General features: G+C 70.8%; 21 protein-coding genes. 7 read left to right on the top strand and 14 right to left on the bottom strand.

All coding sequences use genetic code 11. The features are described 5' to 3' along the window. Nucleotides 1-33: 33 nt before the first annotated feature. The 4 genes from ACFV9H_RS19005 to ACFV9H_RS18990 are packed head-to-tail and all read right to left on the bottom strand — an operon-like array spanning nucleotide 34 to nucleotide 5,214. Nucleotides 34-696 carry an O-methyltransferase gene (locus tag ACFV9H_RS19005; RefSeq protein WP_385399357.1) on the bottom strand — a complete coding sequence of 221 codons (663 nt, stop codon included), beginning with the start codon at nucleotides 694-696 and terminating at the stop codon, nucleotides 34-36. Continuing rightward, nucleotides 693-1,514 (bottom strand): HAD family hydrolase, encoded by an 822-nt coding sequence (locus ACFV9H_RS19000; RefSeq protein WP_385399355.1) that lies wholly within the window; start codon nucleotides 1,512-1,514, stop codon nucleotides 693-695. The genes ACFV9H_RS19005 and ACFV9H_RS19000 overlap by 4 nt, the downstream gene beginning before the upstream one ends. Continuing rightward, nucleotides 1,511-3,997, bottom strand: a complete 2,487-nt coding sequence (locus ACFV9H_RS18995) for a phosphoribosyltransferase (RefSeq protein WP_385399500.1) — start codon at nucleotides 3,995-3,997, stop codon at nucleotides 1,511-1,513. Before ACFV9H_RS18995 ends, ACFV9H_RS19000 begins: the two co-directional genes overlap by 4 nt. A 41-nt stretch (nucleotides 3,998-4,038) precedes the next feature. Continuing rightward, nucleotides 4,039-5,214 (bottom strand): HpcH/HpaI aldolase/citrate lyase family protein, encoded by a 1,176-nt coding sequence (locus ACFV9H_RS18990; RefSeq protein ID WP_385399353.1) that lies wholly within the window; start codon nucleotides 5,212-5,214, stop codon nucleotides 4,039-4,041. A 194-nt stretch (nucleotides 5,215-5,408) separates the two neighbouring features. On the opposite strand from ACFV9H_RS18990, the gene ACFV9H_RS18985 reads away from it, so the two are divergent. After that, on the top strand, nucleotides 5,409-6,155 hold the full coding sequence (locus tag ACFV9H_RS18985) for a TerD family protein (RefSeq protein WP_385399350.1): 747 nt from the start codon (nucleotides 5,409-5,411) through the stop codon (nucleotides 6,153-6,155). Between the two features lie 87 nt (nucleotides 6,156-6,242). Here ACFV9H_RS18985 and ACFV9H_RS18980 read toward each other — a convergent pair whose 3' ends face one another. The 6 genes from ACFV9H_RS18980 to ACFV9H_RS18955 form a co-directional block, all read right to left on the bottom strand. Next, the gene (locus ACFV9H_RS18980; RefSeq protein ID WP_385399347.1) at nucleotides 6,243-6,983 is read right to left on the bottom strand and encodes a Tellurium resistance; all 741 of its coding nucleotides are present in this window, start codon (nucleotides 6,981-6,983) and stop codon (nucleotides 6,243-6,245) included. 96 nt (nucleotides 6,984-7,079) lie between these two features. After that, the gene (locus ACFV9H_RS18975) at nucleotides 7,080-8,192 is read right to left on the bottom strand and encodes a DUF475 domain-containing protein (RefSeq protein WP_385399497.1); all 1,113 of its coding nucleotides are present in this window, start codon (nucleotides 8,190-8,192) and stop codon (nucleotides 7,080-7,082) included. A 33-nt stretch (nucleotides 8,193-8,225) separates the two neighbouring features. Next, nucleotides 8,226-8,801: a TerD family protein gene (locus ACFV9H_RS18970; protein WP_385399344.1), complete on the bottom strand. Its 576-nt coding sequence runs from the start codon at nucleotides 8,799-8,801 to the stop codon at nucleotides 8,226-8,228. Nucleotides 8,802-8,928: 127 nt separating this feature from the next. After that, nucleotides 8,929-9,504 (bottom strand): TerD family protein, encoded by a 576-nt coding sequence (locus ACFV9H_RS18965; RefSeq protein ID WP_365173020.1) that lies wholly within the window; start codon nucleotides 9,502-9,504, stop codon nucleotides 8,929-8,931. Nucleotides 9,505-9,607: 103 nt separating this feature from the next. Then, the gene (locus ACFV9H_RS18960; RefSeq protein ID WP_329386032.1) at nucleotides 9,608-10,066 is read right to left on the bottom strand and encodes a peroxiredoxin; all 459 of its coding nucleotides are present in this window, start codon (nucleotides 10,064-10,066) and stop codon (nucleotides 9,608-9,610) included. A 161-nt stretch (nucleotides 10,067-10,227) separates the two neighbouring features. Further along, nucleotides 10,228-10,656, bottom strand: coding sequence for a DUF3052 domain-containing protein (locus tag ACFV9H_RS18955; RefSeq protein WP_385399342.1), 429 nt, complete (start codon nucleotides 10,654-10,656; stop codon nucleotides 10,228-10,230). Nucleotides 10,657-11,116: 460 nt separating this feature from the next. Here ACFV9H_RS18955 and aceE point away from each other — a divergent pair, with 460 nt between their 5' ends. Together aceE and ACFV9H_RS18945 are read left to right on the top strand one after the other, a co-directional pair. Next, nucleotides 11,117-13,849, top strand: coding sequence for a pyruvate dehydrogenase (acetyl-transferring), homodimeric type (gene aceE / locus ACFV9H_RS18950; RefSeq protein ID WP_385399340.1), 2,733 nt, complete (start codon nucleotides 11,117-11,119; stop codon nucleotides 13,847-13,849). Between the two features lie 128 nt (nucleotides 13,850-13,977). Beyond that, nucleotides 13,978-14,757 carry an ion channel gene (locus ACFV9H_RS18945; protein WP_385399338.1) on the top strand — a complete coding sequence of 260 codons (780 nt, stop codon included), beginning with the start codon at nucleotides 13,978-13,980 and terminating at the stop codon, nucleotides 14,755-14,757. Here the strand turns inward: ACFV9H_RS18945 and ACFV9H_RS18940 are convergent. After that, nucleotides 14,738-15,118: a peptidase inhibitor family I36 protein gene (locus ACFV9H_RS18940; RefSeq protein ID WP_385399334.1), complete on the bottom strand. Its 381-nt coding sequence runs from the start codon at nucleotides 15,116-15,118 to the stop codon at nucleotides 14,738-14,740. The genes ACFV9H_RS18945 and ACFV9H_RS18940 overlap by 20 nt on opposite strands. Before the next feature lie 175 nt (nucleotides 15,119-15,293). After that, entirely contained in the window at nucleotides 15,294-16,886 is a 1,593-nt protein-coding gene (locus tag ACFV9H_RS18935) for an MFS transporter (protein WP_385399332.1), read from the bottom strand. A 118-nt stretch (nucleotides 16,887-17,004) separates the two neighbouring features. Here ACFV9H_RS18935 and ACFV9H_RS18930 point away from each other — a divergent pair, with 118 nt between their 5' ends. The 3 genes from ACFV9H_RS18930 to ACFV9H_RS18920 all read left to right on the top strand — a co-directional run bounded on the left by ACFV9H_RS18930 (nucleotide 17,005) and on the right by ACFV9H_RS18920 (nucleotide 19,953). Next, the gene (locus tag ACFV9H_RS18930) at nucleotides 17,005-17,658 is read left to right on the top strand and encodes a TetR/AcrR family transcriptional regulator (RefSeq protein ID WP_385399329.1); all 654 of its coding nucleotides are present in this window, start codon (nucleotides 17,005-17,007) and stop codon (nucleotides 17,656-17,658) included. Nucleotides 17,659-17,814: 156 nt separating this feature from the next. Then, nucleotides 17,815-19,044 carry an alpha/beta hydrolase gene (locus ACFV9H_RS18925; protein ID WP_385399495.1) on the top strand — a complete coding sequence of 410 codons (1,230 nt, stop codon included), beginning with the start codon at nucleotides 17,815-17,817 and terminating at the stop codon, nucleotides 19,042-19,044. A gap of 75 nt (nucleotides 19,045-19,119) precedes the next feature. Then, complete coding sequence (locus ACFV9H_RS18920; protein WP_385399327.1) at nucleotides 19,120-19,953, top strand: DUF4429 domain-containing protein; 834 nt, start codon at nucleotides 19,120-19,122, stop codon at nucleotides 19,951-19,953. Between the two features lie 255 nt (nucleotides 19,954-20,208). Here ACFV9H_RS18920 and ACFV9H_RS18915 read toward each other — a convergent pair whose 3' ends face one another. Continuing rightward, nucleotides 20,209-21,237 carry an aldo/keto reductase gene (locus tag ACFV9H_RS18915; protein ID WP_385399325.1) on the bottom strand — a complete coding sequence of 343 codons (1,029 nt, stop codon included), beginning with the start codon at nucleotides 21,235-21,237 and terminating at the stop codon, nucleotides 20,209-20,211. Then, a complete protein-coding gene (locus ACFV9H_RS18910) occupies nucleotides 21,234-21,617 on the bottom strand; it encodes a MerR family transcriptional regulator (protein WP_385399323.1) in 384 nt (127 codons plus the stop codon). The genes ACFV9H_RS18915 and ACFV9H_RS18910 overlap by 4 nt, the downstream gene beginning before the upstream one ends. A gap of 78 nt (nucleotides 21,618-21,695) precedes the next feature. On the opposite strand from ACFV9H_RS18910, the gene ACFV9H_RS18905 reads away from it, so the two are divergent. Further along, nucleotides 21,696-22,514, top strand: coding sequence for a serine hydrolase domain-containing protein (locus ACFV9H_RS18905; RefSeq protein WP_385399492.1), 819 nt, complete (start codon nucleotides 21,696-21,698; stop codon nucleotides 22,512-22,514). Nucleotides 22,515-22,766: the final 252 nt, after the last annotated feature.

Genomic DNA, 22,766 nt, shown 5'->3' with positions numbered 1-22,766 from the left:
CACGCCCTGGTCCCGCCGACTCCCCGGCCGGGCCTACCGCTTGCGGGAGAGCGTGAGGCCGTCCGAGATCGCCAGCAGGACCGACTCCATGCGGGGGTCCGCCGAGGCGTGGTCGTTGAAAGCGCGGACGCCCGCCGCCGAGGAGCCGGTGGCCGACTCGTCGACGACCGTGCCGTGGAACAGGGTGTTGTCCGTGACGATCAGGCCGCCGGGACGCAGCCGCGGCACGAGTTCCTCCCAGTACGCGATCTGGTTCTCCTTGTCCGCGTCGATGTAGGCCATGTCGACGTGCGGTTCGGCCGGCATCGCCCGCAGGGTGTCCAGCGCCGGTGCGATCCGCAGGTCGATGCGGTCCGCGACGCCCGCCGCCTCCCAGGCCTCGCGGCCGTACGCAGTCCACTCCTCGGAGACGTCGCAGGCGACGAGCCGGCCGTCCGCGGGGAGGGCCTGCGCCATGGAGAGGGTCGAGAAGCCGGTGAAGGTGCCGATCTCCACGATGTGCCGGGCGCCCGTCAGGCGGACCAGGAAGGCCAGCAGCGGCCCCTGCTCCTCCGCCGACTGCATCCCGGCGACGTCGGGGAACTTGGCGTACGTCGTCGCCACCAGCCCCCGCTGGATCTCGTCCAGCGGGGGGTTGTGGTCGAGCATGTACCGGTAGAGCTCGTCCGTGATCTTGGTCGTGTTGCCCTTGGTCATGCGGTCAGTGTCGCAACCGCCCGGCCGAATTCGCGGACGATTTCCTCGCCCGCCGCGACACCGGCCGCCGTCAGGGCCGTCACGTTCGGCGCCGTCCAGGCCGCGTCCGCCAGCTCGCCGTGGCCCGGCCGCCAGGCCGAGTCCGCCGCGAGCAGCAGGTCCGCGTCGAGCAGCGAGTCGCCGGCGGCGAGGGTGCTCGTGGCGCCGGTGCGGCGGGCCACCTCGCGCATGGCCGCGCTCTTGGTCAGCGGGCGCGGGACGGCGTAGATCTTCCGGCCCTGGAGCGAGATCGTCCAGCCGCGGGCCTCGGCCCACTGCGTGAGCGCCTTGAGCCACTCGTCGGGGACCAGGGCCCGCTCGACGACCAGGTAGGCGAACAGGTCCTCCGCGACCCGCGTCTTGCGCAGCCACGCCGGGTCGGTCGTGGCCAGCAGGTGCTGGTGGACGTCCTCCAGCGGGGCGCACTCCTGCGCGAGCCGCTTCGCCACCGTGCGCCGCCAGTCCCGGTCGGGCACCCCGTCGACCAGCAGCTGACCGCCGTTCGCGCAGATCGCGTACGGGGCCGGGCGGCCGGGGAAGCGGATGCGCTGGTACTGCTTGCGGGTGCGGGTGGTGGTGGGGACGAAGACGACCGAGGGGTCCTCCTTGAGTTCCGCCAGCAGCGCCGCCGCCGTCTCCGTCATGTAGGACAACGGCTTGCTCTCGTGGACCTCGACGCACAGCAGCCGCGGGGCCACCGGGTCGGGCATGGTCAGGCCGAGCGCGGCCGTCGAGTAGATGAGCGTACGGTCGAGATCACTGGCTACGAGGACAGTCACTTCGAGGCCACAGCCTTTCCGTCGGCGCCGGTGGCGCCGCGCGTGAATCGGGGGTGGATGAGTCCTACGCACGTGTAGGGCAGCCCGTCGACCTCTTCCACCGGGACCCCGCGCTGCTCGGCGAGCAGCCGTACGTGGTCCAGGTCGGCCCCGGCGCCACGCTGCGCCAGGATCTTCCACGGGACCCGGCGCAGGAGCACGCGGGTGGTCTCGCCGACGCCCGGCTTGACGAGGTTCACGTCGTGGATGCCGTACTCCTCGCTGATCCGCTCGACGGCCGCCCAGCCCTCCCAGGTCGGCGTGCGGTCGGCGGCGAGGAGTTCCTTGACGTCGTCGTCTACGGCGTCGGCGACCTCGTCGAAGTGGGCGGCGACGGTGTCGACGAAGTCGACGGAGACGTCCGCCCCGGCGAGCTCGCGGTAGTACTTGGCGCCGTGGAAGTCCGCTGGACCGACCAGGTCGGACCTCAGCACCGTACGCGAGATGAGACCGGAGACGGTGGAATTGAGACAGGCGGACGGGATCAGGAAGTCTTCGCGGGTGCCGTACGTCTCCACGCAGGAGCCGGGGTCGGCCAGGACCACGATCTCCGGGTTGAAGCCCTCGAACTCGGCGAGGGCGACGCGCAGTTCGCGAGTGATGGCGCCCTTGCCCGTCCAGCCGTCCACGAAGACGACGTCGGCGGGGTCGTGGTGGGCGGCGAGCCAGCGCAGGGCGTTGGCGTCGATGCCGCGGCCGCGCACGATGGAGACGGCGTAGTGCGGCAGGTCCAGGCCGTGCCGCGCCTGGGCCCAGCGGCGCATCAGCACGCCGACGGGGGTGCCGGCGCGGGCAAGGGAGACCAGGACCGGGGACGGGGTGCGCTCGGCGAGGACGGTCTCGGTGACCGTGCCGACGGCCTTGGCCATGCGGGCGGCGGAGGCCTTGAGCGCGCTCTGGTAGAGCTCCTGGTACTGCGGGGACGGCTGGTACTCGACGGGCAGGGACTCGGCGTAGTGCGCGCCGCCCGCCTGGATCGCCTCCTCGCGCTCCTCCGTCGGGGCCTCCAACTCGACGTCGGAGAAGTCCTGGAGCAGCCAGCCGACGTCCTCCGGGGCGTACGAGGAGAAGGCGGGGCCGCGCAGGGGCTCGGGCATGATCGGCTCCTGCCGGTCGGGTACGTAGGACGGGACGACGGCCAGCACGACGTGGCCCGTGTGCGGGGCGAGGGCGTCGAGCAGTCCGGTCCGGAGTTCGGGGGTGTCGCCGGCCGAGTCGACGACGGCGACGACGGCGTCGAAGCCGGCTCCGGCGACGTTGTAGGCGTAACGCTCGCCCGGGCCGTCGGCCGGAGTGTCGTGGGCCGGGAAGACGAGCCGGGTGCGGATGGCGTAGCCGGGGTCGTCGACGGCGAGCACCGGCGAGCGGGTGGTGGTCGAGAAGCGCACCTCATGGGCCGCGCCGGCCTCTTCCAGGGCCTTGGCGAGGCGCAGGGGGGCGTACATCAGCTCCTCGTTGCCGAGTACGAGGACGCGGCCGGGGGTGGGCACCGGGCCGAGCGCTGCCGCGAGCTGGGCGGCAAGGTCCGGGAGTGCAGCCTCCAGTTCCTCGCGGTGGGCTGCGGTGAAGCCGTGGCGGCCGCCGTCGGGGAGGCCGGTGGGCCAGTGGAGTGCGACGCGGGTGATCGGCTGCGGCTCGTCTGCCGTGGCTCCGCCCCAGACCCCGCTCCTCGAACGCCGGAGGGGCTGGATCTGCCCGCCTGCGGGCTCGGAGCGGAGCTCAGCCTCGTACTCCTCCACCAGCGCCTGGCCCTTGGACAGGACCCCCTCCGGGAGGGAGACCGTGCCCGAGGCCAGGGATATGAGGTCCACGCGGGCGCCGATTTCGGCGGCGAAGGCCGCGAGGCGGTCGCGGTCGGCCGGGGAGCGCATGTCGACCAGGGCCACGACCACGTAATGCGAGCGCGGGTGGCGGGCGTGGAGGTCGCGGATGGTGTTCAGGACCGTGTTGCCGGTGGAGAACTCGTCGTCCACCAGAACCAGCGCCCCGGAGCCCGCGAGCAGCTTCGGGTCCTCCGGCAGCAGCAGGTGCGAGGTGGCGTGCGAGTGGGACTCCTCGAAGCCGCCGGCCGGCTCCACGCCCGGGACGGGCCGGCGGGTGGAGTGGAGGTAGGGGGCGGGGCCCAGGCCGTCGGCCACGCAGTGGCCCAGTCCGGTGGCGGTCTCCGCGTAGCCGAGGACCACCGCCGAGGCGGCCGCGTCCTCGCCGAGCAGGGCCCGTACCCGCTGCCCGAGCCCGTACCCGGCGGCGTACACCGTCCGCGGGGACTGCGGCACGTGCTTGCCCAGCACCTGCGAGACGAGCAGGTGCGCCCGCTTGGGGTTGCGCCGCAGCGCCAGCCCGAGGAGTTCGGTGAGCCGCGGGCTGCCGGCCGCCTCCTCGGCGTCCTCCAGCCGCACTCCCAGGCGGTCCGCGACCCACGTTCCCGACCACACCGTGTCGATCTTCTTGCCTTCCCTCGTACCGAGCGATGTCACCGGCCCGCTCACACCTGGAGCCCGGCCGTGAGGAGGTCGACGAAGCCGACCTCCTCCTTCGCCACACCGAAGACCTCGGCGCGCAGCATGGTGCGCTCGGCCCAGGCCCGGTGGGGCTTCACCTCGTTCATCTTGTTCGTGTAGGCGGAACGCATCACTCCGCCGCCGCCGCGCTCGGGGCGCAGGATGTCCTGGGCGTCGCTGAACTCCTCGTGGGAGACCACCGACAGCGCGTGGACGGGCGTGACGTGGGCGGGGTGGATGCAGGTCTTGCCGAGCAGCCCGTTGGCCCGGTCGAGTTCGATCTCGCGCAGCAGCCCGTCGAGGTCGTGCTCGATGAGTGCCGTGCGCAGTTCCTCCACGCCCTCCTCCAGGAAGGGGCTGCGGCGCAGTTGGGGCTTGAAGAGGCGCTGCTGGCTGCGGAAGTACTCCCAGACCGGGCCGGTGACGGTGAAGCCGGTGCCGTCGGCGCGGCTCAGTACGTTCACCACGTCCGCGATGACGCCCGCCACGATCTGGACGTCGTACGCGGTCATGTCGGGGGTGCGCCGCAGGCCGTAGGCGGAGCAGAAGTCGGTCACGCCGAGACGCAGGGCCAGTACGCGCTCGCGGTGCGCGTTGACGGTGCGGGAGATGCCGGCGAGGGCTTCGATACGAGTTTCGAGGTGGAGGAGGTCCGGGGTCTCCAGGACCGGCATCGCGTACAGCCGGGACCGTCCGCTCGCCGCTTCCGCCGCGGCGACGGCGTCGAGGAAGGCGGTGCCGCGGCTCTCGGTGAACTTCGGGAGCACGAATCCGGCCAGGTGCCGCACGGTGCCCCCCAGGCGGCGCACCAGGTCGGGTATCTGCTCGGCCGTGCGGACGCGGATGAAGAGCAGCGGGTGCTCGGCGTCGTCCGTGCCGTCGTCGTCGAGCGCCGCGAACTGCCGGACGAGGTTCTCCTCGGCGTCGACGACGTCCGTGTCGCTGATGGAATCCTCCAGGCAGAGGACCATGGAGACGACGCCGCGGCCGGCCTGCTTGCGGATGTCCGCCGCGAGGGCTGGGCGGGTCGCCGGGCTGTACAGGGTGGCGCCGAGCGCCGCCGCGAGAATCCGGGCCGGGGAGGCTCCGGTGAATTCCGCCGGTTCCTGGTGGAAGAGGTCCTTACGGACGCTGGGCGATATGTGCCCAAAGTGACGCATGTGCTTCCCCCGTACTGCCTCGGCGGCCCAACTGGCGTGGCCGGTAATAGTACGTACGAACGTGGGTCAAAAATTCCTCAAGCACATGAAGTTCAGGTAACCCCCTTGCACCATGCCCAGGTCTTTCGTTTGAGACAAGGCCTTACGGGGGGCCGCATTGTCCCGCTCCACCCTGGGAGGGCAGGATGACGGGCATGACGCACTCGATGCAGAAGGGCTCGAACATCCCGGTGGCCGCCGTGGCGGTCCGGGCGGTGCTGCGCTGGACCGACGGCCCCGAGGTTCCTGACGTGGACGCCTCCGCGCTGCTCGTGGGCTCCGACGGCCGGGTGCGTTCGGACGAGGACTTCGTCTTCTACAACCAGCCCCGGCACCCCTCCGGAGCCGTCTGGCGGCTCGGCAAGAAACAGCTCGGCGACGCGATCACCGACGCCGTGCAGGCGGACCTGCGCGCGGTGACCCCGAGCGTGGACCGGATCCTGGTGGTCGCCTCCGCCGAGGACGTGCCCTTCGAACGGGTGCGCGACCTGCGGATCCTCCTCTACGACGCCTCCCCGACCGGCGGCTCGGAGCCGCTGGCCTACTTCGACGTGCGGCCCGAGACCGGCGCCGAGACGGCGCTGATCTGCGGGGAGCTGTACCGCCGGGGCGACGGCTGGAAGTTCCGCGCGCTCGGGGAGGGCTACTCCAACGGACTGGTGGGGCTGGCGACCGACCACGGCATCTCGGTCGACGAGAACGCGCCCGATCCGGCGGGCCGGCCCGCCGCGGGACCCACCTCCGAGCAGACCGCGGCGATGGCCCCGCCCACGCAGGCCCCGCCGCCCGTCCAGCCCGCCTACGGGTACCCGCAGCCGGTGTCCCCGGCCCCGGTGCCGGGTCCGGGCGGCGACCCGACGTTCCGGCTGCCGGTACAGGGCCCGCAGTTCATCCGCCGCTGACGCGTACGCGTACGCCCCGCCGGGCCTCCGGCGGGGTCTGAACGGGCCTCCGGCGGGGCCTGGGCGGCCGCAGGCGGGCCCAGGGCGTCAGGCCTTGGTGCTCTTGTAGCCCCGGCCCCACTGAAGCCCCCAGCCGTACAGCCGGTCCAACTCTGCCTGGAACCCGTAGACGAACTTCACCTCGCGCCGCACGATCAGCTCGCCCTTGACCTTCTCGAAGGACACCACCGCGCAGGAGCGGGCCTCCGGATGGCGCTCCTCCAGCGCGATCTCGATGCGCGGTCCGGAGCTCGGGAAGAGGGTGACCAGGGCGTGGGTCCGGTCGAAGGCCGGGGTCTGGTCGTAGATGTAGACGAAGAACAGCAGCCGCTTGATCTCGTCGGCGTGGTCGAGGTTGACGTAGAGGGTCTCGCCGGAGGCCGATCCGAACCGGTCGTCGCCGCTGAGCTTCACGTACGGCGGGTCGTTGATGTCGCCGAGGAGGTTCCCCAGCGGCTGCACGGCGCCCCGGGTGCCGTCGGTGAGCTCGTAGAGGCAGCCGAGGTCGAGGTCGACGTTGACCATGCCCTGGGTGTGCGCCTGCACCATGTCGGGCTTGAAGAGCTTGAACGGGTGCCGGAAGAGCTGCCCGCTCTGGCCCGAGCGGCCGCCGATGTCCGAGGTGCGCATGCGCCAGGACAGGTTGACGCGCAGATTGCCGTGGACCGCCCCCTGCTTGGTGAGCGACACCGTCGGATGTCGCTTGGTCAGCTCGATCGCGTTCGACGAGGCGCTGCCCGACTGGAACTGGCCGGCCCGGCTCCCCAGGATGCCGTCGAAGAATCCCATCCCCTACCCCCTGATACGTACGGAAGCGGGGCGGCCCGTCGGGTCCGTGGACCACCGGGCCGCCCCGCCATGGAGCGTTCCGCATTAGCGCCGAGGTCATGCCTCCGCGGCGGAACCCTCCAGTTCCAGCTTCTTGTTGCGTCGCACCGAGGACCAGAAGGAGGCCGCGATCAGCACCACGCCGATGAGGCCGGTGATGATCTCGCTGATCTCGTGCTGGATGGTGACGAGCAGGATGACGGCGAGCGCGCCGATGGCGTAGTGCGCGCCGTGCTCCAGGTAGACGTAGTCGTCGAGGGTGCCCTGGCGGACCAGGTAGACCGTCAGCGAACGGACGTACATGGCACCGATGCCGAGGCCGAGCGCCATCCAGAAGATGTGGTTGGTGATGGCGAACGCGCCGATGACCCCGTCGAAGGAGAACGAGGCGTCGAGGACTTCCAGGTAGAGGAAGAGGAAGAACGCCGCCTTGCCGGCCAGACCGATGGCGGAGACGGACTTGCCCTCGGCCTGGGCCTTCTCCTCTTCCTCCTGCTCGCGCTCCTCTTCCTCCTCCAGCTTGTCCTCGAAGTACGAGGACAAGCCGCCGACGATGAGGTACGTGATCAGGCCGGCGACGCCGGCGAGCAGCACGGTGGCGGACTTGTCCGCGTGGCCGGCGCTGGTGTGCGCGTTGACCGCGAAGGTCATGGCCGAGACCAGCAGCGCGATCAGGGCGATGCAGACCGACAGCATGTCGACCTTGCCGAGCTTGGCCAGCGGACGCTCGAGCCAGGCGAGCCACTTGATGTCGCGCTCCTCGAAGATGAAGTCGAGGAAGATCATCAGCAGGAACATGCCACCGAAGGCGGCGATGGCCGGGTGGGCATCCGTGACCAGGGCCTCGTACCGGGTGGGGTTGTCCAGCGCCAGCTCGATCGCCTCGATGGGACCGATCTTGGCGCTGATGGCGACGATCGCCACCGGGAAGACCAGCCGCATACCGAAGACGGCGATCAGGATGCCGATCGTGAGGAAGATCTTCTGCCAGAAGGCGTTCATCTTCTTCAGGATTCCGGCATTGACGACCGCGTTGTCGAAGGACAGCGAGATCTCGAGGATCGACAGGATCAGTACGACCCCGAACGCCTCCCACCCCCACTGCCACGCGGCAAAGGCGAGGCCGATCGCCGTGATGGCGAACGACCAGCCGAAGGTTTTCAGAACCACTGGCACCTGGCACCCCATGCGTCTTGTACGGCTTTACGAAACGTTGACCCCGAAGTCTAGAGCGATGCCTCGGAGACCCGACGCGTACCCCTGCCCCACCGCACGGAACTTCCATTCGCCCCCGTAGCGGTAGACCTCGCCGAAGATCATCGCGGTCTCGCTGGAGGCGTCCTCGGAAAGGTCGTAGCGGGCCAGCTCCTGGCCGTCCGCCTGGTTCACCACGCGGATGAAGGCGTTACTGACCTGGCCGAAGCTCTGCCGGCGGGTGTCCGCCTCGTGGATGGAGACCGGAAATACGATCTTGTCCACCCGCTCCGGCACCTTGGTCAGGTCGATGATGATCGACTCGTCGTCGCCTTCACCCTCGCCGGTGAGGTTGTCCCCGGTGTGTTCGACGGAGCCCTCGGGGCTCTTGAGGTTGTTGTAGAAGACGAAGTACTCGTCCCCCAGCACCCGGCCGCTGTTGCACAGCAGCGCGCTGGCATCGAGGTCGAAGTCGGCGCCCGTGGTGGAGCGCGCGTCCCATCCGAGGCCGATCAGAACCCGGGTGAGGTTCGGTGCGGCCTTGGACAGGGAGACATTGCCCCCCTTGGCGAGTGTGACGCCCATGTTGTGGTCCTCCCCGGACGACGGTGTGGCGGTGGTGTGGCAGTGGTGTGGCGGTGTGGCGGTGGCAGAAGCCGGTCCGGCGCCGTACACACAGTGCACGGCGCCGGACGTTGGACTGCTGTCTGGGTCAGACGTTGACGCCGAAGTCCTGCGCGATGCCGCGCAGGCCCGAGGCGTAACCCTGGCCGATGGCACGGAACTTCCACTCCGCGCCGTTGCGGTACAGCTCGCCGAAGACCATGGCGGTCTCGGTCGAGGCGTCCTCGGAGAGGTCGTAGCGGGCGAGCTCGGTGTTGTCCGCCTGGTTCACGACGCGGATGTACGCGTTGCGGACCTGGCCGAAGCTCTGCTGACGGGCCTCGGCCTCGTAGATCGAGACGGGGAAGACGATCTTCGCGACGTCACCGGGGACGCCGGCGAGGTTCACCTTGATCGCCTCGTCGTCGCCCTCGCCCTCACCGGTGGTGTTGTCACCGGTGTGCTCCACCGAGCCGTCGGGGCTCTTCAGGTTGTTGAAGAAGACGAAGTTCGCGTCGCTGGCGACCTTGCCCTGGTCGTTGGTCAGGATCGCGCTGGCGTCGAGGTCGAAGTCGACGCCGGTGGTGGTGCGAGCGTCCCAGCCCAGACCGACGATGACCGCCGTCAGGTTAGGCGCGGCCTTGGTCAGCGAGACGTTGCCGCCCTTGCTGAGGCTGACTCCCACGGGTCCTCCATTGGGTTCTGTGTGGGGCAGTGCCCCGTCGTGCGGTTGCAATCGGATCAACGTTTCGATCCTAGTGACGGGTTCCCGTCCCACAGGGGGGTTTTCAGAGGCTGTCGAGCGCCTTGATGTACTCGTTCAGGTCACGGGCGTCGGGCAGACCGTTGACCACGGTCCAGCGCACGACGCCGTCCTTGTCGATGATGAAGGTGCCGCGGACCGCGCAGCCCTTCTCCTCGTCGAAGACGCCGTAGGCGCGGGAGGTCTCGCCGTGCGGCCAGAAGTCCGACAGCAGCGGGTAGTCGAGGTTCTCCTGCTCACCGAAGACCCGCAGGGTCGGCACGGAGTCGTTGGAGACCGCGAGGAGCTGCACGTCGTCGTTCTGGAAGCGCGGCAGCTGGTCGCGCAGCTCGCACAGCTCGCCGGTGCAGACGCCGGTGAAGGCGAACGGGTAGAAGAGCAGCACGACGGCCTTCTCCCCCCGGAAGTCGGAGAGCCGCACCGTCGCGCCGTGGTTGTCCTTGAGCTCGAAGTCCGGGGCCTTGTCGCCGACCTCGATCGCCATCTCTCGCATCCCTTCGTTCCCGCATCCCTGCGTTGGGCTGTTCGGGTGAGTCAAAGCCTAGGGCCTGCGGCCCCCGCGGGGCGGGAACGCACACACCCCGCCGACCGGGGTCACCTGGTCGGCGGGGTGTGGTTGCGTGTCCGCTCGGCTGCGGGTGCGGCTCAGCGCTTGGTCTTGGCCGCGGTCTTGGGCGTCACCAGCTTGGTGGCGGCCCATTCCTTGCCGACGCTGATGCTCCTGGTCTGCGACAGGCCGGCCGTTTCGGCGGCCTCGCTGATGTCACTGGCCTCGACGTAGCCGTCACGGCCCGTCTTGGGGGTCAGCAGCAGGATCAGGGCGGCGTCCTCGACCAGCTCTGTGGCGTCGACCAGCGCATCCGTCAGATCGCCGTCGTCCTCCCGGAACCACAGCAGGACCGCGTCGGCGACGTCGTCGTACTCCTCGTCGACGAGTTCGTCGACGAGCTCCTCGACGGCATCACGGAATTCCTGATCGACGTCGTCGTCGTAGCCGATCTCCTGGACCACCTGTTCGGACTGGAAACCCAGCCGGGCGGCCAGGCTCTCCGCGTGGTCCGCGGTCGCGCTCACGGGGTGCCTCCTGCTCATGTTCGGTGAATGTCTTCGGCGGCGCGCGTACGCGCAGCATTGGGCGTAGTCCACACGGGCGCGGCGGATCGCGCAAGTACCCGGCCGCCGAGACCGTCGAAACGGTGACGATTACGGCCGTCTCGCCGCAACTTTCAGCCTTCCCGTGTGCACCTCTGGTGATTCATCCCACACCATTCCAGCTCATTCGGCATTGCTTGGGGACTTTCCTACCTGTTTGAGGGACGAACGGCCTTACGAAGGAGCTGACCGACTTGAGCGTAAGGTTGCGATTTGGCCGGAACCGCCACCGATCCCACCGTTGTCCTCCCCCTACGTTCCCTGCCGACTCCAGGGATTACCCAGTGGTAAAGATGACGATCTCGGCCGAGCGTAAGACCATGGGAGGCGGCGCCCCACAGATACGGCATCAGCACGACTCCCCCGACAGCGAAGGAACAGCGTGGCTTCCGCATCCGATCGCAATCCGATCATCATTGGCGGCCTGCCGAGTCAGGTCCCGGACTTCGATCCGGAGGAGACCCAGGAGTGGCTGGACTCCCTGGACGCAGCGGTCGACGAGCGGGGCCGTGAGCGCGCCCGCTACCTGATGCTGCGGCTGATCGAGCGGGCCCGCGAGAAGCGCGTGGCCGTGCCCGAGATGCGCAGCACGGACTACGTCAACACGATCGCCACCAAGGACGAGCCCTTCTTCCCCGGCAACGAGGAGATCGAGCGCAAGGTCCTGAACGCCACCCGGTGGAACGCGGCCGTCATGGTCTCGCGCGCCCAGCGCCCGGGCATCGGCGTCGGCGGTCACATCGCCACGTTCGCCTCCTCCGCCTCCCTCTACGACGTGGGCTTCAACCACTTCTTCCGGGGCAAGGACGAGGGCGACGGCGGCGACCAGATCTTCTTCCAGGGCCACGCCTCCCCGGGCATCTACGCCCGCGCCTACCTCCTGGACCGGCTCTCCGAGCAGCAGCTCGACGCGTTCCGCCAGGAAAAGTCGAAGGCCCCGTACGGCCTTTCCAGCTACCCGCACCCGCGGCTGATGCCGGACTTCTGGGAGTTCCCGACCGTCTCGATGGGCCTCGGCCCGCTCGGGGCGATCTACCAGGCCCGGATGAACCGGTACATGGAGGCGCGCGGGATCGCGGACACCTCCAAGTCCCACGTTTGGGCGTATCTCGGTGACGGCGAGATGGACGAGCCGGAGTCGCTCGGCCAGCTGTCCATCGCCGCTCGCGAGGGCCTGGACAACCTGACCTTCGTGGTCAACTGCAACCTGCAGCGCCTCGACGGCCCGGTGCGCGGCAACGGGAAGATCATCCAGGAGCTGGAGTCGCAGTTCCGCGGCGCCGGCTGGAACGTCATCAAGCTGATCTGGGACCGCTCCTGGGACCCGCTGCTGGCCCAGGACCGCGACGGCATCCTGGTCAACAAGATGAACTCCACCCCGGACGGACAGTTCCAGACGTACGCCACCGAATCGGGTGCGTACATCCGTGAACACTTCTTCGGCGGGGACCAGCGGCTGCGCGCGATGGTCGAGAACATGACCGACTACCAGATCCAGCACCTGGGGCGCGGCGGTCACGACCACAAGAAGGTCTACGCGGCGTACGCGGCGGCCAAGGCCCACAAGGGCCAGCCGACGGTGATCCTGGCGCAGACGGTCAAGGGTTGGACGCTCGGCCCGAACTTCGAGGGCCGCAACGCGACGCACCAGATGAAGAAGCTGACGGTCGACGACCTCAAGCGCTTCCGTGACCGCCTGCGCATCCCGATCACGGACCAGCAGCTGGAGAGCGGCGCGCCGCCGTACTACCACCCCGGCCGCAACTCCCCCGAGATCCAGTACATGCACGACCAGCGCAACGCCCACGGCGGCTACGTGCCGACCCGTGTGGTGCGCGCCAAGCCGCTGCAGCTGCCGGACGACAAGACGTACGCGGCCGCCAAGAAGGGCTCGGGCCAGCAGTCGATCGCCACCACGATGGCCTTCGTCCGCATCCTGAAGGACCTGATGCGGGACAAGGAGATCGGCAAGCGGTTCGTGCTGATCGCGCCGGACGAGTACCGCACGTTCGGCATGGACGCCTTCTTTCCGAGCGCCAAGATCTACAACCCGCTGGGCCAGCAGTACGAGGCGGTCGACCGCGACCTGCTGCTCGCGTACAAGGAGTCGCCGACCGGCCAGATGCTGCACGACGGCATCTCCGAGGCGGGCTGCACGGCCTCGCTGATCGCGGCGGGTTCGGCGTACGCGACGCACGGCGAGCCGCTGATCCCGGTCTACGTCTTCTACTCGATGTTCGGTTTCCAGCGCACGGGTGACCAGTTCTGGCAGATGGCCGACCAGCTGGCGCGCGGTTTCGTCCTGGGCGCGACCGCCGGCCGGACCACCCTGACGGGTGAGGGCCTCCAGCACGCCGACGGTCACTCCCAGCTGCTCGCCTCGACGAACCCGGGCTGTGTCGCGTACGACCCGGCCTACGGCTACGAGATCGCGCACATCGTCCAGGACGGTCTGCGGCGGATGTACGGGCCCGAGGCCGAGGACGTCTTCTACTACCTGACGGTCTACAACGAGCCGATCCAGCACCCGGCCGAGCCGGCGGACGTCGACGTGGACGGCATCCTCAAGGGCATCCACCGGGTGTCCGCGGGGACGGCGGGCACGATCGGGGCGCAGATCATGGCCTCGGGCGTCGCCGTGCCGTGGGCCCTGGAGGCCCAGCGGCTGCTCGCCGCGGAGTGGAACGTCCGGGCGGACGTCTGGTCGGCGACCTCCTGGAACGAGCTGCGCCGCGAGGCCGTCGAGGTGGAGGAGTACAACCTGCTCCACCCGGAGGAGGAGCAGCGCGTTCCGTACGTGACGCGGAAGCTGTCCGGTGCGGAGGGGCCGTTCGTGGCGGTCTCCGACTGGATGCGGGCGGTCCCGGACCAGATCTCGCGCTGGGTGCCCGGCACGTACACCTCGCTGGGCGCGGACGGCTTCGGCTTCGCGGACACGCGCGGTGCGGCGCGGCGCTTCTTCCACATCGACGCGCAGTCGGTGGTCCTGGCGACGCTCACCGAGCTCGCCCGGGAGGGGAAGATCGACCGCTCGGTGCTGAAGCAGGCGGTCGACCGCTACCAGCTGCTGGACGTGACGGCTGCCGACCCCGGCGCCGCCGGCGGCGACGCGTGATCGCTGCGCGGCGGGGCGGATGACGGCGGGCCGGTGAGCCCGGCCGGCCGGCCCGTGAAGGAGTGAGCGAGGTGCCCCCGGCTGTGCCGGGGGCACCTCCGCTTTACGCGTTCCTTACGATGCTGCGCATGAAGGAACCCTCACGTCAGGCACGGTGGGAGCGGCGGAGCCAGACGCCGCTGCTCGTGCTCGCCATCGGCTTCGCCGTCGCCTACGCCGTGCCGATCGTCGCCCCCGACGCGAGCCCCGAGGTGCACCGGGCCTGTACCCGCGCGGAGTGGGTGGTGTGGGGGGCCTTCGCCGTCGACTACCTGGTGCGCCTCGCCCTCGCGCCGGACCGGAAGCGATTCGTCCGGTCGCATTGGCTGGACCTGGCCGCGGTGGTGCTGCCGCTGGTCCAGCCGCTGCGGCTGCTCCGGCTGGTCGCCACCCTGCTGCTGGTGGGCCGGCGGGCCCGGATGGCTCCGCAGATCCGCCTGACGACGTACGTGGCCGGGGCCGTCGTGGGGCTGCTGATGTTCGGCTCCCTCGCGGTGCTGAGCGTGGAGCGGGACGCACCCGACGGGAACATCAAGAACCTGGGCGACGCGGTGTGGTGGTCCTTCACCACCATGACGACCGTCGGGTACGGGGACCACTCCCCCACCACCGGTCTCGGCCGGGTGTTGGCCGTCGGGCTGATGCTGTCGGGGATCGCCCTGCTCGGTGTGGTCACCGCGAACATCGCGGCCTGGTTCATCTCCCGTTTCGAGCGCGACGACCAGGTGGAGCGGCTCCAGCTGGCCGCCCTCCGGGAACTCCAGGCGGAGGTACGGGCGCTGCGCGCCGAGGTCGCCCGGCTGGGCGGCGAGCGGGCCGACCCGCCGGGGGCCCCGGCGCAGCGCGAGGCTACGTCTCCCACACCTTGAACGCCCGCACCTGGTAGGGCGACTGCGGCAGCCAGACCCCGTCGCCCGGGTAGGTCTGGAACTCGCCGGTCTCCGCGCACTCGGCCGACTGGTACGTGGTCACCGGGCGGCCGGTCCGGTTGGTGAGGGACTGGGCGCTGGTCCCGGCGGGCAGGGCGGTGCAGCTGTTGATGTCCAGGCCACTCAGCTCATGGGTCTGCCGTTTGCCCTTGAACTCCGGCTTCGCCCACAGGCACAGCTGCCCGGTGGCGCAGGCCCCGAGCGTGGCCGGGCCTGCGGCGTGCGCCGTGCCGGAGGTGCTCGGGATGAGGGCGGTCAGGGCCAGGCCGACTACGGCGAGAGTGGTGCTCCACGTACGCATGACGGGTCAACTCCTTGTGGACGGGAGGCCCCCGGACCTGTTCCGGGGCTCCGCTGACACCACGCTGACCTGCGGTGACGGGCGAGCGGAAGAGGCCTCGGGCGGGTCCACCCTGATAGGCGACAGCCCCGCCGGAACCGCCCGGCGGGGCTGTCGTGGGTGCGGAGTTGACGCCTCAGACGTGGGCCGCGCCCGCGCCGGCGGCGGCGTTCTCGCCGCGCTTGGTGAAGCACGCGACGACGGCGGCGAGCACCGCGACGACGCCCGCGACGGTGAAGGCGGTGCCCATGCCGTCCACGAACGTGCCGTGGGCGACCTCGCTGATCTTCTGCGCGACCTCGGCCGGGACCCCCGGGGGCACCGGGGGGATGCCGACCTGGACGCCCTTCTCGGCGAGTTCGGTCTGCTCCGGGGTGAGCGGGGGCAGCTCGGCGGCCCGCCAGTTGTCCCCGAACGAGTTGCCGACCGTACTGGCCATGACCGCGCCGAGGACGGCGGTGCCGAGGCTGCCGCCGACCTGCATGGCGGCCTGCTGGAGACCGCCGGCCACGCCGGACAGCTCCAGCGGGGCGTTGCCGACGATCACCTCGGTGGCTCCGACCATGACGGGCGCGAGGCCGAGGCCGAGCAGTGCGAACCAGAGCGACATGGTGAGGGTGCCGGTGTCCGGGGTGAGCCGCGCCATCCCGAAGCACGCGGCGGCGGTGGCGACCATGCCGGCGACGAGCGGGACGCGCGGGCCGACCTTGGTGATGGCGGCGCCGGCCAGCGGGGAGCCGACGATCATCATGCCGGTCAGCGGGAGCAGGTGCAGGCCGCTGTCGACGGGGCTCATGCCGTGCACGTTCTGCAGGTAGAAGGTGACGAAGAAGAGGCCGCCCATGAAGGCGAAGGCCATCAGCACCATCAGCACGGTGCCCGCGGACAGCGGCAGCGAGCGGAACATGCCCAGCGGGATCAGCGGTTCGGAGACCTTGGTCTCCCAGAACGTGAAGAGGAAGAAGCCGAGCACGGAGGCGGCGAGGAACAGCAGCGTCCGGGAGTCGCCCCAGCCCCATTCCGCGGCCTTGATCAGGGCCCAGATGAGGGAGAACATCGCGGCCGACAGCAGCAGGATCCCGAGCAGGTCGAAGGACCGCGGGGCGTTCGCCGCCCGGTGGTCGACCAGGATGAACAGGCCGAAGAGCAGCGCGACGATGCCGACGGGCACGTTGATGAAGAAGACGGACTGCCAGCTGACGTGCTCGACGAGCAGACCGCCGACGATCGGGCCGGCCGCGGTCGAGGCGCCGATGACCATGCCCCAGATGCCGATGGCCATGTTGAGCTTCTCGGCGGGGAAGGTGGCGCGCAGCAGACCGAGCGCGGCGGGCATCAGCAGCGCGCCGAACAGGCCCTGGGCGACACGGAATCCGATGACGAGCTCGACGCCGGTGGACAGGCCGATCGCGGCGGAGGACAACGCGAAGCCCGCGATGCCTATGAGGAAGGTCTGGCGGTGGCCGAAGCGATCGCCGAGCTTGCCGGCGGTGATGAGGGAGACGGCGAGGGCCAGCAGGTAGCCGTTGGTGATCCACTGGACCTCGGCGAGCGAGGCGTTGAGGTCCTGCTGGATCGCGGGGTTGGCGACGGCGACGATCGTGCCGTCGAGAGTGACCATCATGACGCCGATCGCCACGGCGAAGAGGGTCAGCCAGGGGTGGCCGCGCAACCCCGCGCGGGCCGGAGCGGGGCCTGATTCCTTGGCCAGGGTGATCTGACTAGTCATGCGGACAGGCTAGTGACAGCGACTGACACTTCACAGACGGGTTAACGAGACAGTAACTGTCAGCTCTGTCACAGGTACCCTGTCCGCTCACTCAGCGTCAGAGAGGACCCCTGCGGTGATGACCGACGCCGCTGCCGCCACCGGGGGCGGGCTGCGCGAGCGCAAGAAGCGGCGCACCCGGGACGCGTTGCTGCGCGCCGCCCTGCTGCTCTTCGTCGCCCAGGGGTACGAGCGGACGACGGTCGACGAGATCACCGACGCCGTGGAAGTGTCCCAGCGCACCTTCTTCCGCTACTTCGCCAACAAGGAGGAGGTGGCCTTCGCCGTCCAGGAGCAGGTGGAGTCGCACTTCGTCGCGGCGCTGCGGTCGCGGCCGGCCGGGGAGGGCCCCTTCGACGCGATGCGGGCGGCGGTGCTGGACGCGTGGGACACCCTCGACGAGGCCATCTCGGAGGTGGTCCCGGTCGACCTCTACATGCGCACCTACCAGCTGATCGAGTCGACGCCCGCGCTGCTCGCGGTGCACCTGCGGCGCTCGACGGAGCTGGAGGAGCGGGTCGCCCGACTGATCGCGGAGCGCGAGGGAGTGGACGTGGACGCCGACCCGCGACCGCGGGTGGCCGTCGCCGCGTTCACCGGCGTGATGCGGGTCACGGGTCGGCTCTGGGGTCAGGGCGAGGACACCAGCGTGGCCGCGATCCGTCGGATGACGGAGACCTACCTCGACCAGATCGGCCCGGCCCTGTCCGCCCCTTGGCGCCCGTCGGTTTGAGGTTGCCCCCGGCGCCCGCCGCCGGCCTCCGACCCGGTCCGGGCAGGGGATGGCGATCCACACGCCCAACACCGCACGGGTAACACGGTCGGACGTGAAGCCCGTCACCCGGCACGCCGGAGGCAGAAGGCGTCTCATACGCTGGTCGTAGTGAACGTGCCCGGCCTCGCCCACCCCATCGCCCCCGGCGCCGACCCGCGCCCCGCCGCCCTGCGTGCCCTGCTCGCGCTCGCGGTCGTCTTCGTCCTGCTCGCCACCACCGGCTGGACGGCCGTGCACCGCCCCGAGGGCGGAACCCCGCTGCGGGCGGCCGAGCTGGCCGCCTGGGCGAGCGCGCGGATCAACGGCCGCCCGGTGCCCGCCGCGGACGCGTCCCCGTCGACCGTCGCCCACTTCTTCGCCGGCCTCGACGGCGTCCAACGGGCCCGCCTCGCCGAGGCCTACCCGCTCGTCGTCGGCAACCTCGACGGGGCCCCCGCCGCCACCCGCTACCGGGCCAACCTGCTCGGCCTGCAGCAGGCCGGCCGGGTCGAGGAGGCCCGCAGCCGCGACGTCGCCCTCACCCCCGCCGACCGCGCGACGGCCACCCGCCGCTCCCACCGCTTCGCCTCGCTCGCCGACCCCGGCCGGCAGATCCTCGCCTTCGACCCCACCGGCACCGGCACGGTCGCCGAGGTCTTCGGCGACCTCGACCGGGCCCGCCGGGTCTCGGTCATCGTCCCCGGCGTCGACACCGACGTGATCACCTTCGAGCGCACCCAGCGCCACTTCACCGCCCCCGTCGGCATGGCCGAGTCCCTCTACGAGGCCCAGCGCGCGGCCGCGCCCGACAGCCGCACCGCGGTCATCGCCTGGGCCGGCTACACCGCCCCCACCGGGGTCGGCATGGACGCGGCCACCGGACACATGGCCGTCGACGGCGCCGTCCGACTGAAGTCGCTGACCACGGCCCTGCCGGGGGACTCCGGCGTGGCCCTGTTCTGCCACAGCTACGGCTCGGTGGTGTGCGGGGTCGCCGCGCGCGAACTGCCCGCCCGGGTCACGGACATCGTGGTGGCCGGCAGCCCCGGCATGCGCGCGCAGAACGTCGCGGGGCTGCACACCTCGGCGCGGGTCTGGGCCACCCGGGACCAGGGCGACTGGATCGCGGACGTTCCGCACCTGGAGGTCGGCGGACTGGGCCACGGCGCCGACCCGGTGTCCCCGGACTTCGGCGCACGGCTGCTCTCCTCGGCCGGGGCCAAGAGCCACACCGGCTATTTCACGCCAGGCACGGACTCGGTGCGCAACTTCGCCGAAGTCGGAAGCGGCGCGTTCGGTTCCATCAACTGCGCGACCGGGGACGACGCGTGCCGGCACGGAGTTTCCGGGGCAGAGCGGGACTGACGCGCGTAGAGAGCCGGAAATCGGTCCCCGCAGCGAGGGGGACGCGCGGGGGCGCCTCCCTTTACCATGTGCCGCATGGGTGACGTACTGGCCGGAAACCATGCCGTCTGGGAGTTCGACTCGGACTCGGTGCTCATCCGCTTCGCACGGGGGATGCGAACGCCAAGGCTCTTTCACGCCCTCGGCTCGCGCCGGATCCCCCTGGAAGCGGTGTCCGGGGTGACCGTGACCACCGGGAAGCGGGACTCGGTGGTGCTGCGCGCCGTCCCGCGGCCGGGCGCGGATCCGCTGATGGAGGCCGCCGCCGGGCAGTTGCGGGAGGCCTGCGACCCGTACCGGCTGGTGCTGCCGGGCGAACGGGCCCCGCACGCGGCCGCCTTCGCCGACGCCCTGCTGTCCCGGCTGGGACCGGATCCGGCCGAGCCGGCCGAGCGCTTCCTGGTCGACGTACCGCGGCCGCCGCTGCACCTGAAGGCGTACGACGCGCGGGTGGGCTTCGACGGGACGGCGGTCAGCTTCCGCTGGTCCCGTACGGGCGCCACGAGCACCAAGTGGAAGGCGTGCGACCAGCGTTATCCCGTCTCCGCGCTCACCGGCGTGGAGTGGCGTTCCCCCGAAGGGCCCGGCGGCCACCTGCGTCTGCTGCTGCGGGACGCCGCCGGTGACCCCCGCCCGAGCCACGACCTCGCGGCGGCCGTCTTCGGCGTCGGCTACGGCTCGGTGCACGAGTCGCTCCCTTTCGCCGCCGCCGTCCTGGCCGCCGTACGAGGCCGCGCCTCGGTGTCCTCGGTGCCGCGGGCCCGCTCCGGCGAGCGGCTCCACCACTTGAGCGAGCTGCACAGTGCGGGGCTGCTCACGGACGCGGAGTACGCGGCGCTGCGGGAACGATTCACCGCGGAGTCGCTGTAACGGGGCTGCGCCCGGCCTCCCGGGCTCGGCCCGGCCCCGCGCCTCAATCGCCGGCGAGGCTGAAAGTACCGGGCTCCGCCCTGACGCGGTCCTCAAACGCCGGACGGGCTGGATTTTGGCCGGCGTCAGCCTGCACGTGCAGCGCCATTGCCGACGCCTGACGGGTCTGGATTGCCCGCAGGGCAATCCAGACCCGCCGGCGTTTGAGGCGCGGGGTCTGGGGCGGAGCCCCAGCGGTGGGGCCGCGGCCGGAATTCAGCCCTCCCTGACCACCGAGGTGAACGTCATGTCCGGGTAGCGGTCCCCCGCGACGCCCGCGGCGATCGGCTCCAGGAGGGCCAGCTCCGCCCCCGTCAGGGTGATCCCCGTCGCGGCGGTGTTCTCGCGGACGCGACCCGGTCGGCGCGTGCCCGGGATCGGGATCACCGTCAGGCCGTGCACCCCCGCCCGCTGCTGCACCCACGCCAGCGCGATCTGCGCCGGGCTCGCCCCGTGCGCCTCGGCGACCTCCCGGATCGGGGCCAGCAGCGCCGCGTTGGCCTTCGCGTTGTCCCCGCTGAACCGCGGCTGGTGGCGCCGGAAGTCGCCCTCCGACAGTTCGGCGACCGCGTCCGCGAACGCCCCCGTCAGGAAGCCCCGCCCCAGCGGGGAGTACGGCACGAAGGCCACGCCCAGCTCCGCCGCCGCGCCGACCGCGCTGCGCTCCACGTCCCGGCTGAACAGCGACCACTCGGACTGCAGCGCCGCGATCGGGTGGACCGCGTACGCCTCCCGCAGTTCCGCGCCGGTGACCTCGCTGAGCCCGAGCCGGCGGACCTTGCCCTCCGCCACCAGCTCCGCCATCGTGCCCACCGACTCCGCCAGCGGCACGGCCGGGTCGCGACGGTGCATGTAGTAGAGGTCGATGACGTCCACGCCGAGCCGGCGCAGGCTGTCCTCCACGGCCCGTCGGATGTACGCGCGCTCGTTGCGGATGCCCCGGTAGTGCGGGTCGTCGTTCCGCTCTATGCCGAACTTGGTGGCGAGGGTGATCTCGTCCCGGTGCGCGGCCACGAACGGGGCGAGGAACTCCTCGTTCGCGCCGCGCCCGTAGACGTCCGCGGTGTCGAAGAGGGTCACCCCGGCGTCCAGGGCCGCGTCCAGCGTCTCGCGGGCCGCCGCCTCGTCGGTCTTCCCGTAGTACTCGCTCATGCCCATGCAGCCGAGGCCCTGGACGCCGACCAGCGGGCCGCCCCCGCCGAGTTCGACCTGCTCGATCCGTTCGGTCCTCTTCCGCTCCGTCATGGCCGTGCCTTCCCCGAGTAGATGCCGATCTTGTAGTCCAGTACGGCGAGCGCGTCCGTCAGCTCGTTCAGCCGCGCCCGCACCTCGCTCCGCGTCCGTTCCAGCAGCGCGCGGCGCTCGTCCACCGTGTGCTCCCCCTCGCGCACCAGCTCCGCGTAGCGGACCATGTCCGCCACCGACATCCCGGTGGCGCGCAGCTTGCCCACGAAGGCCAGCCAGTGGAGGTCCTGGTCGCTGAAGCGGCGCTGTCCCGAGTGGGAGCGGTCCACGTGCGGCATGAGTCCGATCCGCTCGTACCAGCGCAGGGTGTGCTGGGTCAGACCGGTCCGGGCCTCGACCTCGCTGATCGTGTACCGCGTCTGCGTCAGGCTCTGGCTCATGGCCCCACGCTAAAACCCTTGAGTGCACTCCAAGCAAGTAGGCTCGGCGGCATGGAGAGCGTGGAGGGCGTCAACAGCATGGAAAGCCTGCGGATCATCGAGACCTGGCCGGTCGACACGGCCGCGGCGGCCGTCGTACGCGCCGACGGGAGCCTGGCCGGTTCCCACGGGCCCGTCGACCACCGCTTCCCCCTCGCCTCGGTGACCAAGCCGCTCGCCGCTTACGCCGCCCTCGTCGCGTACGAGGAGGGGGCGATCGAGCTCGACGAGCCGGCCGGGCCCGAGGGGTCGACGGTCCGTCACCTCCTCGCGCACACCAGCGGCCTGGCCTTCGACGAGCACCGGGTGACCGCCCCGCCCGGGGACCGTCGGCTGTACTCGAACGCCGGTTTCGAGGTCCTCGGCGACCACATCGCCAAGGCCACCGGCATCCCCTTCGCCGAGTACCTGCACCAGGCGGTCTTCGAGCCGCTCGGCATGGTCTCCAGCAGCCTGGAGGGCTCCCCCGCCAAGGACGGCGTGTCCACCGTCGCCGACCTGCTGCGGTTCGCCGCGGAACTGCAGGCGCCCCGGCTGCTCGACGCCCGCACGGTCGCGGAGGCCACTTCCGTCGTCCACCCCGGCCTCAAGGGCGTCCTGCCGGGCTACGGGCACCAATCCCCCAACGACTGGGGGCTCGGCGTGGAGATCCGCGACGGCAAGTCCCCGCACTGGACGGGCGCTTCCTCCTCGCCGCGCACCTTCGGCCACTTCGGCCAGTCGGGCACCTTCCTGTGGGTGGACCCGGACGCCCGCGCCGCGTGCGTGGCGCTGACGGACCGCGCCTTCGGCCCGTGGGCCGTCGCCGCCTGGACCCCCTTCACGGACGCGGTCCTGGCCGAACTTCGGTCCCGCTAGTGCTGTGGCCGGGAAGGTTTCCCGGGGCGCGGTGTTCGGCGCGGTGCATCGCAAGGCGGAGGGCCGCGGCTCGTACCGGACGTACTCGCGCGGTCCGACAACGCGGCGAGGTGCCGTGCGGAGCGCCGTGACCCGGTGAGCCTTTCCGGTCACAGCACTAGTAGTGCTTGGTCAGGTTCGGTCGTCGGTGGAGTGTCGGGCTGATGGGCTGTGTCGTTGATCGGGTGTGCTGGCTAAGGAGTTGGCTGCGGT

Origin of the sequence: Streptomyces sp. NPDC059874 (genome assembly GCF_042731135.1) — a bacterium.
Lineage (GTDB): Bacteria > Actinomycetota > Actinomycetes > Streptomycetales > Streptomycetaceae > Streptomyces.
The sequence above is the reverse complement of the archived record's forward strand: the minus strand, read 5'-3'. Positions and strand labels throughout refer to the sequence as shown.